At 48.4% G+C, this 14686-nt stretch carries 11 protein-coding genes; 8 read left to right on the forward strand and 3 right to left on the reverse strand.

Annotation, left to right across the window (positions count from 1 at the left end; translation table 11 throughout):
- The first annotated feature begins 207 nt into the window (after positions 1-207).
- From hrcA to dnaJ, 4 genes are all read left to right on the forward strand, one after another.
- Positions 208-1257: a heat-inducible transcriptional repressor HrcA gene (gene hrcA / locus ARB69_RS15565; protein WP_050639946.1), complete on the forward strand. Its 1050-nt coding sequence runs from the start codon at positions 208-210 to the stop codon at positions 1255-1257.
- A 27-nt stretch (positions 1258-1284) separates the two neighbouring features.
- Positions 1285-1986: a nucleotide exchange factor GrpE gene (gene grpE, locus ARB69_RS15570; RefSeq protein ID WP_055154174.1), complete on the forward strand. Its 702-nt coding sequence runs from the start codon at positions 1285-1287 to the stop codon at positions 1984-1986.
- Between the two features lie 40 nt (positions 1987-2026).
- Positions 2027-3904: a molecular chaperone DnaK gene (gene dnaK, locus ARB69_RS15575; protein WP_050639947.1), complete on the forward strand. Its 1878-nt coding sequence runs from the start codon at positions 2027-2029 to the stop codon at positions 3902-3904.
- Positions 3905-4002: 98 nt separating this feature from the next.
- The gene (dnaJ, locus tag ARB69_RS15580) at positions 4003-5199 is read left to right on the forward strand and encodes a molecular chaperone DnaJ (RefSeq protein WP_050639948.1); all 1197 of its coding nucleotides are present in this window, start codon (positions 4003-4005) and stop codon (positions 5197-5199) included.
- A 323-nt stretch (positions 5200-5522) separates the two neighbouring features.
- On the opposite strand, the gene glgX is transcribed toward dnaJ, so the two are convergent.
- The 3 genes from glgX to ARB69_RS15595 form a co-directional block, all read right to left on the reverse strand.
- Complete coding sequence (gene glgX, locus ARB69_RS15585; protein ID WP_055154176.1) at positions 5523-7670, reverse strand: glycogen debranching protein GlgX; 2148 nt, start codon at positions 7668-7670, stop codon at positions 5523-5525.
- A gap of 62 nt (positions 7671-7732) precedes the next feature.
- On the reverse strand, positions 7733-8353 hold the full coding sequence (locus ARB69_RS15590; RefSeq protein WP_055154134.1) for a response regulator: 621 nt from the start codon (positions 8351-8353) through the stop codon (positions 7733-7735).
- A 3-nt stretch (positions 8354-8356) separates the two neighbouring features.
- Entirely contained in the window at positions 8357-9424 is a 1068-nt protein-coding gene (locus ARB69_RS15595) for a sensor histidine kinase (protein WP_055154136.1), read from the reverse strand.
- Positions 9425-9830: 406 nt separating this feature from the next.
- On the opposite strand from ARB69_RS15595, the gene ARB69_RS15600 reads away from it, so the two are divergent.
- The 4 genes from ARB69_RS15600 to ARB69_RS15615 all read left to right on the forward strand — a co-directional run bounded on the left by ARB69_RS15600 (position 9831) and on the right by ARB69_RS15615 (position 14612).
- Entirely contained in the window at positions 9831-10760 is a 930-nt protein-coding gene (locus ARB69_RS15600; RefSeq protein ID WP_050639951.1) for an ABC transporter ATP-binding protein, read from the forward strand.
- A gap of 11 nt (positions 10761-10771) precedes the next feature.
- Positions 10772-11902: an ABC transporter permease gene (locus tag ARB69_RS15605; protein WP_055154138.1), complete on the forward strand. Its 1131-nt coding sequence runs from the start codon at positions 10772-10774 to the stop codon at positions 11900-11902.
- A complete protein-coding gene (locus tag ARB69_RS15610; protein ID WP_050639953.1) occupies positions 11889-13040 on the forward strand; it encodes an ABC transporter permease in 1152 nt (383 codons plus the stop codon). Before ARB69_RS15605 ends, ARB69_RS15610 begins: the two co-directional genes overlap by 14 nt.
- Positions 13041-13217: 177 nt before the next feature.
- Positions 13218-14612, forward strand: a complete 1395-nt coding sequence (locus tag ARB69_RS15615) for an MATE family efflux transporter (protein ID WP_050639954.1) — start codon at positions 13218-13220, stop codon at positions 14610-14612.
- Positions 14613-14686 lie beyond the last annotated feature (74 nt).

A 14686-nucleotide genomic window follows, 5' to 3' on the forward strand; every position in this document is an offset into this window, starting at 1 on the left:
ACCTCCCCGGCCTCCCTGTCATAAAGCGTCCCCATCCGTCGACTAGGCTAAAGCTAGCCGACTAAATCCCGATTTTGTATAAAAAATATATAAAGACTGTTGACAAAAATTATCCATGGTGCTATCTTAGTATACGTAAGGTATTAGCACTCAAAACTAAAGAGTGCTAATAAGTAAAAAGGCTGAATCAAAAAGGAGGGTCCGGATATGGCAGCAGTTACTGAAATGACTGACAGGAAGCTAGTGATTTTAAAAGCAATTATCCGGAATTATCTGGAGACGGGCGAACCGGTAGGTTCCAGAACCCTTTCGAAATATACGGAATTGAATCTGAGTTCAGCTACTATTCGAAACGAGATGGCAGATCTGGAGGATCTGGGATACATATTCCAGCCCCACACATCTGCAGGGCGCATTCCTTCAGACAAAGGCTATCGGCTGTATGTGGATATGCTGATGGAGGAGAAAGAGCAGGAGATCACGGAACTGAGGAACACAATGCTTGAAAAGACAGACAAAGTTGACAAGATATTGCAGCAGGCAGCCAAAGTTCTAGCAGCGAATACAAATTATGCGACTATGGTTTCGGCCCCGGTCAACAGCAGGAACACATTGAAGTTTATCCAGCTTTCACAGGTGGATGAAGAACAGATTGTGGCAGTGATCGTGATGGGCGGCAACGTCATCAAGAATAAAATTATTGATGTCGGTGAAACTTTAAGTAGTGAGACTCTGCTGAAGCTGAATATGCTGCTGAATACGACCCTGAACGGGATGTCCATAGAAGAGATTAACCTCGGCCTGATCGCAAGGCTGAAGGAACAGGCTGGGATTCACAGCCAGGTGATCAGTGATGTTCTGGATGCTGTGGCAGAGATCATCCATGTGGATGAGGATATGGAGATTTATACCAGCGGTGCCACGAATATTTTTAAGTATCCGGAGCTTAGCGATAAGCAGAGCGCACAGGAAATTATCAGTGCATTTGAAGAAAAGCAGCAATTGGCCGATCTCGTTACCGAGACACTGGCCAGTGAAGATAATCATGGAATTCAGGTATACATTGGAGATGAAGCACCGGTGAAGACCATGAAAGACTGCAGTGTTGTGACAGCAACCTACGAATTGGGCGAAGGCATGAAGGGTACTATAGGTATCATAGGTCCAAAGCGTATGGATTATGAACATGTCATGAAGACGCTGAAGACTCTGCAGAATGAGTTGGATGCAATTTATTACAAAGACCCAAAAGAATAGGAAGGTGAATAGCTGGTGGAAGAGAAGATGAGCAAAGAAGATATGGTAAGAGAAGCCGTAGAGGAAGCCAAGGCTAAGGCCGCAAAGGAAGCGGAAAAAGAAAGAGACGAAAACCAGTCTGAGTCCGAAGCCGGGCCGGAAGCCTGTGAGGATGTACAGGAAGAAACAGAGTGCACAGACAACGGTGAGGATGCCGAAGAAGCCGAAGAGAATGAAGAACCGGATACGGCTGAGGATGAAGAAGACAAATCCGGTAAAGAAAAGAAGCGCTTCGGCAGAAAGAATAAAAAAGATAAAAAAGACGAGAAGATCGAAGAACTGACTGACAGGCTTACCCGTCAAATGGCAGAGTTTGATAACTTCCGCAAGCGTACGGAAAAGGAGAAATCCCAGATGTACGAGATAGGTGCGAAAGATATCATAGAAAAGATTCTTCCGGTCGTGGATAATTTTGAACGCGGCCTGGCAGCTGTGCCGGAGGAAGAACAGTCCAATCCTTTTGCAGAGGGAATGGAAAAGATTTATAAACAGCTGATGACTACACTAGAAGAGGTCGGTGTGAAACCGATCGAGGCGGTTGGAAATGAATTTAACCCGGACTTCCATAATGCAGTCATGCATGTGGAGGATGAAGAACTTGGCGAAAATATCGTAGCCGAGGAGTTCCAAAAAGGCTACACATACCGCGACAGTGTAGTAAGACATAGTATGGTAAAAGTAGCAAACTAATTTCTCATTCAAAATCAAAATATTTTAGGAGGAAATGATTATGGGCAAAATAATTGGTATTGACTTAGGTACAACAAACAGCTGCGTAGCTGTTATGGAAGGTGGACAGCCGACTGTCATCGCAAATACAGAGGGGGCAAGAACAACTCCGTCCGTAGTAGCATTTACAAAGACAGGAGAGCGTCTTGTGGGAGAGCCTGCAAAACGTCAGGCAGTAACGAATGCAGACAAAACAATCTCTTCCATTAAAAGAGAGATGGGAACCGATTATAAAGTAACAATCGATGACAAAAAGTATTCTCCTCAGGAGATTTCTGCTATGATTCTTCAGAAAATGAAAGCGGATGCAGAAGGATACCTTGGTGAAAAAGTAACGGAAGCAGTTATCACTGTACCGGCTTACTTTAACGATGCTCAGCGCCAGGCAACAAAGGACGCAGGTAAGATCGCAGGGCTGGACGTGAAGCGTATCATCAACGAGCCTACAGCAGCAGCGCTTGCATATGGCCTGGACAATGAAAAAGAGCAGAAGATCATGGTATACGATCTTGGCGGCGGTACTTTCGACGTATCAATCATTGAAATCGGCGACGGAGTTATCGAAGTATTATCTACAGCAGGAAATAACAGACTCGGCGGAGACGATTTTGACCAGAAGATTACTGATTATATGCTGGCTGACTTCAAGGCAAAAGAGGGCGTAGACTTATCCGGGGATAAGATGGCTCTTCAGAGACTGAAAGAAGCCGCTGAGAAGGCAAAAAAAGAGCTTTCATCTGCAACAACAACCAACATCAACCTTCCGTTCATCACAGCTACATCCGAAGGACCGAAGCATTTCGATATGAACCTGACAAGAGCGAAGTTCGATGAACTGACACATGATCTTGTTGAAAAGACAGCGGAACCGGTAAGACGTGCGCTGTCAGATGCAGGCATCTCCGCATCTGAGCTGGGCCAGGTACTGCTGGTTGGTGGTTCCACACGTATTCCTGCAGTTCAGGAAGAAGTAAAACGTCTGACAGGCAAAGAGCCAAGCAAGTCTCTGAACCCGGACGAGTGTGTTGCACTCGGCGCTTCTGTACAGGGCGGTAAGCTGGCCGGAGACGCAGGCGCAGGCGATATCCTTCTGCTGGATGTTACACCACTGTCACTTTCTATCGAGACAATGGGCGGCGTGGCAACAAGACTGATCGAAAGAAACACAACGATTCCTACAAAGAAGAGCCAGATCTTCTCCACGGCAGCAGATAATCAAACAGCAGTTGATATCAATGTTGTACAGGGAGAAAGACAGTTCGCAAGAGACAACAAGTCCCTCGGACAGTTCAGACTGGATGGAATTCCGCCGGCTCCGCGTGGAATCCCGCAGATCGAAGTAACATTCGATATCGATGCAAACGGTATCGTAAATGTATCAGCGAAAGACCTCGGAACAGGCAAAGAGCAGCACATCACAATTACTGCGGGCTCCAACATGTCAGATGATGACATCCAGAAGGCGGTTAAGGAAGCTGCTGAATTCGAGAGCCAGGATAAGAAACGTAAAGAGGCGATTGACACCAGAAATGAAGCCGACAGTATGGTATTCCAGACCGAAAAAGCAATTCAGGAAGTAGGCGACAAACTGGATGCTACAGACAAAGCAGCCGTAGAGGCTGACTGCCAGGCATTGAAAGATATCCTTGCAAAATCTACTCCGGAAGATACTTCAGACGCTCAGGTTGCTGAGATCAAGGCAGCTAAGGATAAGCTGATGGAAAGCGCTCAGAAGTTATTTACAAAGATGTATGAGCAGGCAGGAGCTGGCGCTGGAGCAGGAGCAGGCTTCTCAGAGGGACCGGGACCGGAAGCAGGTCCGGCGCCGGAAGGCTACCAGGGAGATGATGTAGTAGACGGGGATTATAAAGAAGTATAAAATCCGTTGGCAGAAAGGTTCTACGAAGCCGCGAAATGCGGCCTCGTAGAATTTCTTTGTTGACAGAATTAAGCAGACAGATGAAAGGGTAGAGTGTTATGGCAGAGTCAAAAAGAGATTATTACGAGGTGCTTGGCGTAGGCAGGGATGCAGATGACGCGGCAATTAAAAAGGCATACCGAGTTCTGGCCAAAAAGTACCATCCGGATATGAATCCCGGAGATGCCGAGGCCGAAAAAAGGTTCAAAGAGGCATCGGAAGCGTATGCAGTACTTAGCGACCCTGATAAACGCCGCCAGTATGACCAGTTTGGACACGCAGCATTTGAAGGTGGGGCCGGCGGAGCAGGCGGCTTCGGCGGATTTGATTTTAACGGTGCTGATTTCAGTGATATATTTGGCGATATTTTCGGAGATTTGTTTGGCGGAGGCGGACGCAGAGGCGGCAGGGCCAGCAACGGTCCGATGAAGGGGGCAAATATCCGCAAGAGTATTAGAATCACATTCGAGGAAGCAGTCTTTGGATGTGAAAAGGAATTGGACGTTGCATTAAAAGATCCATGTACAGCATGCAACGGAACAGGGGCAAAACCGGGCACATCTCCTGAGACTTGCCCGAAGTGCGGAGGAAAAGGCCAGGTGGTCTACACATCCCAGTCCTTCTTCGGCACAGTACAGAATGTCCAGACCTGTCCGAACTGCGGCGGTTCCGGAAAAGTTATTAAGGAAAAGTGTCCGTCTTGTTCCGGAACGGGATACACATCCAGTAAAAAGCATATTTCAGTCATTGTGCCTGCCGGCATAGACAGCGGGCAGAGCGTACGTTTACGGGAAAAGGGCGAGCCGGGGGTTAACGGCGGACCGAGAGGCGATTTGCTGGTAGAAGTAAATGTAAGCAGACATCCGATCTTCCAGAGGCAGGATATGCATATCTTTTCAACCGTACCGATTACATTTGCACAGGCAGCGCTGGGGGGGGATATCAGAGTTCCTACCGTGGACGGAGACGTTTTATATACCGTAAAAGCAGGCACCAAGACAGATACAAAAGTGCGCTTAAAAGGAAAAGGTGTTCCGTCCCTTCGTAATTCTCAGGTGCGGGGAGACCATTATGTAACATTGGTCATCCAGACTCCGGAAAAACTTAGCCCGGAGGCAAAGGAAGCATTGAAGCAGTTTGATAAATTATCGGGGAATTCACTGAACCAGAATGTGGAACCGGAAGAGGAAAGCAAACCTCAAAAGGGGAAGAAAAAAGGGTTCAGAGGGAAAGTGAAGGATGCGGTGGATGAGTGAAGGAGAGGGCGCTTAGCGAAGGGACGCTTAGTGAAACCTCGGAACGGCCGTCCCCCCGGGAATCGGATATAGGCGCAGTCGGAGAGACGGGTTTTGACTGTAAGCTGGAGTAAAGCAAAAGAGAAGAAAAACCAGGGCAACCTGGCCACATCACGAGAAGCCTTGATGACTTCTCGCGCTGGGGCCAGGGATTCTTGTGATTTGTGATCACAAGAATCACCCTGGTTTTTCTTCTCTTTTCCTTAACTCCAACTAACAGCCAAAAGACGCTTCCGACTGCCCCTATATCCGATTCCCGGGAGGACGGCCGTTCCGAGGTTTCACTAAGCTGGGGCGTCCAAGGCGGGAGGTACGCTGCGGGATGGGGAAACGGCTGTCAGGCAGATGATTGAGCGGCCTCCCAGGAGTATGGTTCCAGTTGCCTTGGGGGCAGTGTTTTCGTCGTAAAGCATTTGTGACGAATCGCCGGTGTTTACTGCTATGTGCCAGCTGTAATCCGGCGGGAGTTCGGGGAGGGTTAGCTCTAGTGTTCGCCAGTAGGGGTTCACTGCCAGGTATACGATATCTTCTTTTTTGGTTTCTTCGTCGTATCCGGCGAACATGATTCCTATGGTCCTGGATTCGGGAGTGTAGTCTGGTGCCCAGGGGGTCAGGCCGTGTTCACTGGTGCAGGGGAAACCTGTACGGCTGGGAGCCAGGTTTTTTCGGATTGCGGGATGGCTTCTCCGAAAGGCGGTCATGTAGCGGAAAAACTGGAAGAGATCTTTGTTTTTTTCTAAGAGACGCCAGTCCAGCCAGGAGATGAGATTGTCCTGGCAGTAGGGGTTGTTGTTGCCAAAACGGGTATCCCCGAACTCGTCTCCGGCGAGGAACATGGGGGTTCCTCTGCTGCACATTAAGACCGCACAGGCGTTGCAGATCATGCGGAAGCGGAGTGTATTGACTTCAGGATTGCCGGTATCGCCTTCTACACCGCAGTTCCAGCTGTTGTTGTCATCCGTTCCGTCGGTATTGTCCCAGCCGTTGGCTTCGTTGTGCTTCTGATTGTAGGAGTACAGGTCGTAGAGAGTGAAGCCGTCATGGCAGGTCAGGAAGTTGACAGAGGCATTCAGGCCTCTGGAATCCGGATCATATAGATCAGGCGAACCCAGGATTCTCATGGCGGCGGCTCTGGCCATGCCGGCATCTCCTTTTAAGAATCTGCGGAGGTCATCCCGGTATTTGCCGTTCCATTCCGCCCAGCGCTTCCAGGATGGGAAGGATCCTACCTGGTATAACCCGCCCGCATCCCAGGCCTCTGCGATCAGCTTTACATTGCCAAGAATGGGGTCGAAGGCAAGGCTGCGCAGCAGCGGAGGCTGGCTCATGGGGGAGCCGTCGTCGCTGCGGCCGAGGATGGACGCCAGGTCGAAGCGGAATCCGTCAACCCGGTAATCCGTCACCCAGTAGCGCAGGCAGTCCAGGATCAGCTGCTGGACGACCGGGTGGTTGCAGTTCAGTGTATTACCGCAGCCGCTGAAGTTATAGTAATAACCATCGGGGGTCAGCATGTAGTAGATATGATTATCAAACCCTTTGAAACAAAAGCAGGGGCCGTATTCATTACCCTCGGCCGTGTGATTGAATACAACATCCAGAATCACATCAATGCCGTTATCGTGCAGGGCTTTGATCAGTTCCTTGAGTTCCCTGCCCTCCTGGTTATATTCCACGGAAGAGGCGTAACTGGTGTTTGGGGCGAAGAAGCTGACCGGATTGTAGCCCCAGTAGTCCAGCAGCTGATTATTGTCCAGCAGCCGGGCATCGCGCATCTCATCGAACTCAAAGATAGGCATCAGCTCCACGGTATTGATGCCGAGCTGCTTCAGGTATGGAATTTTTTCTTCCAGCCCCCGGAAAGTGCCGGGATGTTTTACCCGGGAGGAATCATCTTTTGTAAAGCCTCTGACGTGGGTCTCATAGATGATCATATCTTCCATGGGGATCTGAGGCTGGCGTTCCCGTCCCCAGTCGAAATTGTTGCGCACAACGCGAGCCCGGTAGCCGTGCTGTGCGCAGTTCATGCAGCCCCATTTGCTCTGGCCGGTGACGGCCCTGGCATAAGGATCCAGCAGGATCTTTGTTTTATCAAAACGGAGGCCTTTCTTCTCGTCATAAGGCCCGTCCAGGCTGTATGCATATTCGAAATCTTCGATGTCCAGCCCGAATACAATCATAGAATAGACAAACCCGATCTTATAATGTTCAGGAAAAGGAATCACTGCGAAAGGTTCTTCCGCTTTCCTATGGAAGAGAAGCAGTTCGCAGGAATAAGCCTTATGGGACTGAATTGTAAAATTGACCCCTCCGGGGATGATGGTTGCCCCGAAAGTATTAAAAAATCCAGGGCGGACGAGAAAACCGCTGATCATGTCGAGCGGTTCCAGCTGACCGTTGGGGACAAGAGACATATCGGTAGTCTGTAATGGCATAAATATCAGATCCTTTCTTTTTAGTGCTGATAATATTTTGGCTGTTATTTTGTGTGCCGGCATTATTTGTGCTGATAATAAAAGACGGCAACCTGGGTCCGGTCCCTCAGCTCCAGTTTATCGAGAATAGAACTCAGGTAATTCCGTACAGTTCCTTCGCTCAGATACAGAGCAGAGGCAATCTCCTTATTGCTCAGCCCGTCGGCTATGAGCCGGATGATTTCCAGCTCTCTGTCATTGATATCACAGGAAGTGTAGTCAAAGGCCGGGGGCCTCTGGAGAAGTGAAGGAATCTTCGATACTATGGCATCTCCGAACACGGTCTGGCCCGAATACACGGCCCGGATGGCAGGCACGATATTTTGGTAGTCCTGTTTCAGGAGGTACCCCTTTGCACCCAGCTTCAGCGCTTTGATAATATATTCATCGTCAGAAAATGTGGTAAGAAGCAAGATTCTTGCTTCCGGAAATTCTCTGAGTATTTCCGCTGAAGCATCCAGTCCGTTCATATCTTTCATACGGATATCCATGAGAAGAACATCAGGCCGGTGCTGCCTAAACAGCGCGGCTGCCTCACTTCCGTCACTTCCGCAGGCCGGTACATGAAAGTCTTCCTGCGTCTCAAGTATCGTTTTCAGGGCTCCTGCCACGAGAAAATCATCGTCTACGATCAAAATGTTCATACTTTAAATCTCCTTTGGTATGGTAATAAATATTTTGAAACCTTTGTCCGTCTGAATCTGTATATTGCCTTTCAGGGACTGTATCCTGTCTTTCATGTTGACAAGCCCGATCCCGGAACCGGAGGGGGAAAGGGCTGTTCCGTTGTCCTCAATTAAGAGCTGGTAAAGTGCCGGATGCTCACGCATAATAATCGTTACATGTGTAGCATTGCTGTGTTTTATTACATTGGAGAGCGCCTCTTTTGTAATACTGATAAAGGAGTACTTGATTTCCCGAGATAAGTCACGCCCCATGTCATATTCAAATGACACCGTGCAGGCTGTAAAATCTTTGAGCAGGCTGTTCACCGCCTCTTCTAAGTCTATGGCATCATCATGGAGGTCATGCACGCTGTTGCGAATGGTGTTCATGGCAGAATTCAGAGTAGAATCCAGGATCTCCAGCGGCTCCGACAGTGCAGGCTCCTTATGAACGGCACGCAGGGCCCCCACCATGAGAATGGAGCGGGAAAGAAGATGTCCGACATTATCGTGAATCTCACGGGCAATCCGGTTGCGTTCCCTCAGAGTGGCGGCGTAGATCTCGTAATCCTGTTTTTCCAGCAGTGCATGGTTCTTTTCCGTGAGAAGAAGATTCAGCTCCGTACTGTCATCTCTCGTCCGCTTATACAGGTTGTCCAGCTGCTCATAGGTTCCTGCGCTTCTTTGGAGCAGAAAGGCAAGCATCACCCCGAAGATTCCAAGACATAGAAGGAACAGGTCTGCTTCCCGGATGCCATATGCCCAGATATACAGGCAGAGGCCTGCGGCGGCCGGAATATAGCGCTTATGGTGCAGAAGCACATAAGCACATGCCGGATAAAAATAAAGCAGCTCAGGAAGCAGTATGGATACGAGCAGATACAGGAGGAAAATGGGCAGGAGCAGCTTATTCAGCTCCAGAAAATAATCGGCGCAGCAGAAAATCAGCGCCGTTAAAAAACCAAATACGTAAACAATATCCGGTGAATCATGAAATAAAGTGAAAAAGCAAAATACAATCAATAATCCAGTGTCTCTGAAAAAATTCATGGGAACCTCTTTCTGTGCGGAAGAATCATCACAGTCTGTTATATTTTCTATTATATCATGAATCTAAGATTCATGACCGCCAAACGCCGTTCGGAAAATGTACAGACACACTTTCCAAACTAACGATCATTATATCATAAAATGGCTGGATACGTAACTAATATGGAACAGTTCTGGCAGGCCTGAACTGTTATGCTGTTGTTACTATTCACGGACATAGGCCGCGCATAGTAATCTACTGTTAATGTGTACACCCTGCGGGCGCACATATTAACAAGGTGACATTTGTCACATGAAGATCATGACGTATGACACTACCGGAAGGAAAGAAAAGAAAGTATACTGAGACTATAAAAAACAAGGCCGCCGCGCGGCTAAGGAAAATAAAGTCAGAGGAGGCTTTGGAATGATAAAAATAGAAAACCTGGTAAAGCGTTATGGAAAACTTGTGGCACTGGATCATTTAAATCTGGAGATAGAGGAAGGGGAGATATACGGACTGCTCGGTCCAAACGGATCCGGAAAAACAACGGCGATCAGCTGTATGCTGGCACTTTTAAAATACGACAAAGGCACGGTAAGTATTTTCGGCGAAGAGATGAGTCCGGATAATTATGGTATTAAACAGCAGATTGGAATCGTCCTTCAGAATGTGGCAGTCTTTGATGAGCTGACCGTTTATGAAAATATCGACTATTTCTGCGGACTGTATGTGAAAGACAGAGAGAAAAGAAAAAAGCTGGTTGTGGAAGCCATCCACTTTGTGGGGCTGGAGGACTATATAAAAATGCGGCCAAAGAAGCTTTCGGGAGGCCTGCTCAGACGTCTGAATATTGCATGCGGCATTGCACATAAACCCCGCCTTATTATCATGGATGAGCCGACTGTAGCGGTAGACCCGCAGAGCAGAAACCGGATTCTGGAGGGGATACAGGAATTAAACAGACAGGGATCTACCATCATCTATACATCCCATTACATGGAGGAGGTAGAACAGATCTGCACCAAAATCGCTATCATGGATCATGGCAGAAGCATTGCGGTTGGAACAAAAGAAGAACTAAAGGGCATGATTAAGACCGGGGAAACGGTTACCATAGAGGCAGCTGCCCTGGATTCGGATCAGATCAAGGATATCCGCCTTCTGCCCCATGTTTTCGATGTAAAATATGAAGAACAGATCCTAACAGTGCGCTGCACAGGGGCAAAACACAATCTGATACGTATATTGAACTATTTACAGGAAAATGAAATACCATTCGGCAGGGTATTCTCGGAGCTTCCGACACTGAATGACGTTTTCCTCGAAATCACGGGAAAAGAGCTGAGAGACTAGGAGGGGATCACATGCTGCATTTAATGAAATATGATGTCAAAGTAAAGCTGCATAATTTTAATATGCTGTTTTGGCCCTTCTTTTTTCCGCTTTTGCTGGCTACCTTCTTTTACTTTGCGTTCGGCAAAATAGACGAGGCTGATTTTGAGACAGTGCCAGCTGCGGTTGTAGAGGAGAAGGGGCAGGCTGCGGATCAGGAATTTTTGGGATTTCTGGATATGATGGAGCAGGATGATTCCAAACTGATCCATATAGAAACTATGGATGAAAAAAAGGCACTCCATGCTCTGAAAGGGAAGGAAATATCCGGGATATTCTATGTAGGGGAGACCCCTGCCCTTACCGTTGGAGGTGTGGGAATGGGGGAAAGTATCCTGCAGTCCCTGCTGGAAAGCTATTTGGACGGGAAGCAGACGATGATGACGATCGCAGCGGAACACCCGGAGGGAATCCGTAATGCAGCCGCTCAGATGTCCGATTATCAGGAGATGGTAAAACAGGTTTCTTTGGGCGGCAAGACAACAGACGGAAACTCACAATTCTTTTATGCGCTCATCGCAATGGGCTGCCTGTACGGCTGCTTTATCGGATTTGGTTCCGCACTCACCCTGCAGGCCAACCTGACCGCTCTGGCGTCCAGAAGATGCGTTACGCCAACCCATAAACTGAAACTGATCCTGTCAGAGATGCTGACCTCATTTGGTATGCATTTTATGAATATCATCATCCTGCTTTTATATCTGAGGTATGGGCTTCAGTTGGAATTCAGAGGGGAAATGCCGCAGATGCTGATCGTATCATTCATAGGCTGTCTGATTGGTGTTTCCATGGGGATCTTTATCAGCAGTATCAGCAAGTTTGGCGAAGGCATCAAGATAGGGATACTTCTTGGAATCTCCATGGTGTGCAGTTTTCTGGCAGGGCTGATGAACTCGGAAATGAAATATACGGTAGAAAGATACTGCCCGATTATAAACCGCATTAACCCGGCGGCTCTGATATCAGATGCATTCTATTGTATCAATGTCTATGATGATCCGGTGAGATTCAGGCGCAGCCTTCTTATCTTAACGTTCATGTCAGTGGTGCTGATCCTGGGATCATTCTTAGCAGTCAGGAGGGAACGTTATGACAGTATTTAAAGGTTATATGAAAATTGTAAAAGCAAATGTGGGGCTGATCCTGATGTATCTGGCTATCTTCTTCGGTATCACGATGATGATCCAGGCTGTTACAAAAGATACAGGGAGCGGCAGCTACAGTGCGGAAAGTGTACGTGTAGGCATCGTGGATGAGGACGGGGGCGCTCTGGCGAAAGGGCTGAAGGAGTATCTCGGACAGTTCCATAACCTGACCATGATAGATAATAACAAAGAAAAGCTGCAGGAAAGCCTGTTCTACAGAGAGTTAGAGTATATAGTAAAGATTCCCGACGGCTTTGAAAAAGAGTGTCTGGAAGACGGGGAGAAGCTGGAGGTGACGAAGGTGCCCGGCTCGTACACCAGTTTCTATGTAGACCAGCAGATTACCAGTTTTCTGAACAGTGTGAAGACCTACTATGCTGCCGGATATTCTGCATCGGATGCAGTTGATGCGGCTCTGGATAGGCAGGAGGCAGAGATCACCATGCTGGATATCAACGGCAACGCCGGAGAATTACCAGGTTATACTTATTATTTCAGATACATTCCATATTTGATGATGAGTGTCCTCTGCTATGTGCTGGGTAATATCTTATCCGCCTTCCATAAAGGAGATATCCCCAAAAGAATGCAGGCATGCGCAGTGTCAAACCGGAGGCAGAACCTGGAAGCGCTTCTGGCTGCCGGGCTGCTGGGGGGAGCGTTGTGGGCGGTATGCATGCTGGGCAACCTGGTGCTCTATGGCAAAGCGTTCCTCAAGAGCAGTTCCATTCCCTACTATCTGCTCAACTCGCTGGCGGTTCTGCTCGTGGTTCTGGCGCTGGCATATCTGGTGGGAATGCTGACCAATAATACAAATGCACTCAACGGCATTGTCAATACGGTGTCGCTTGGCATGTGCTTCCTGTGCGGGGTCTTTGTACCGCTGGATGTCCTGAATAAAGGGGTAATAACAGTTGCACAGTTCCTGCCGGTTTACTGGTACGAAAAAGCCAATGATACGCTGGCGGAATTTGGAAATATTACAGGCGGCGTGCGTACAGAAGTGCTGCAGGCGGTTGGTATCCAGCTGGTTTTTGCAGCGGCTATCCTGTGTATTGCTATGGCAGTGTCCAAAAAGAAGAAGATGGGGGCATAAACTGCAAAAACAGGGCTGTACCTTTCTGGGAATATATGTTAGAATCTAAAAAAGATGTTCTCCGCGCAGTGCGGAGAACATCTTTTCTGGGATTGAAAGAAAAAGCGTTACTGCCCACGGGCAAACCTGTAGACGGTAACGATAAATTTTACTGACTGAGGAGAGGTACGGGACTATATGACATTCATGAAACGAATATTATTTGGAGATGACGGATTGGGAATTGACTGGGGAAAGTTTTATCGGAGTGTTTTTGCTCTTGTAATTCCTATGGCCCTGCAGAACCTGATTAATGTGGGGGTAACCGCCGCCGATGTAATTATGCTGGGGAGAGTGGGAGAAAAGGCGCTTTCAGGAGCGTCCCTGGCGGGACAGGTGCAGTATATCATGGTACTTTTTCTGTTTGGGCTGACCTCCGGCGCCACAGTGCTGACGGCACAGTACTGGGGGAAGGGCGACAAGAAAACGATAGAAAAGATTCTGGGGCTGGGGATGAAAGCGGCCATTATTGTCACTGCCATATTTACGGTGGCGGCCCTGATGATCCCGGATCTTCTGATGCGGATATTTACAAATGATCCTGCGGTCATTTCCGAGGGGATAAAGTATCTGAGAATTGTTGCCTTTTCCTATGTTTTGATGGGAATTACCCAGGTTTATCTTTTCATCATGCGCAGCGTGGAACGGGTGGTAGTCGCAACGGTTGTATACCTGGTCTCTCTGATCTGCAATGTCATACTGAATGCCATCTTTATCTTCGGACTTCTCGGCTGTCCTGCAATGGGAATACAGGGAGCTGCGCTGGGTACGCTGGCAGCACGGTTTGTGGAACTGATACTTGTGTTCGGTTATGCCAGGCTCTTTAATAAGGACATTAAGTTCCGTTTCCGCTATCTTATGCGGACAGACAGACTGCTGGTGAGGGATTTTCTCCGGTATGCCCTGCCGGTGGTGATGAATGAGGTGATGTGGGGGCTTGGAACGGCGGCGAACACCGCGATTCTTGGACATATGGGCAGTGCGGCGGTGGCGGCCAATTCCGTGGCGCAGGTGGCCAGGCAGCTGGCTACGGTAGTCGCATTCGGACTGTCCAGCGCGACAGCGATCTATCTGGGCAAGACGATAGGAGAGAAGAAGTTTGAGCATGCAAAAGCCTATGCACACCGCTTCCTTCTTCTAAGCGTGGTGATGGGGGCGATCGGCGGCGTGATTATTCTTGTGGCAGCGCCGGTAACAGCGGCTCTTCTTTCACTGACACCGGCGGCAAAGAGCTATCTGAAGTTTATGTTCTTTGTTATGTCTTATTTCGTAATTGCTCAGTCGTTCAATACGACGATGGTGGTCGGGACGTTCCGCTCCGGCGGAGACACGAGGTTCGGACTGATCATGGATGTCGCTACAATGTGGGGATGCTCCATACTCTTTGGTTTCCTGGCGGCCTTTGTGTTCCACTGTGGCGTGCCCGTTGTCTATATCATACTGATGAGCGATGAACTGATTAAAGTACCCATTACATGGATCAGGTACCGCAGCTATAAATGGCTGAAGGACGTAACCCGGGAGTTGGATTAGTTTTCCCCCATGGGTGTACTTTTTTTTAGAGTGTGGTATAATAGGAACAGTGGGCCGGCGTTCAGGACAAAGGC

Origin of the sequence: Faecalicatena contorta (genome assembly GCF_001404335.1) — a bacterium.
GTDB lineage: Bacteria > Bacillota > Clostridia > Lachnospirales > Lachnospiraceae > Faecalicatena > Faecalicatena contortus_B.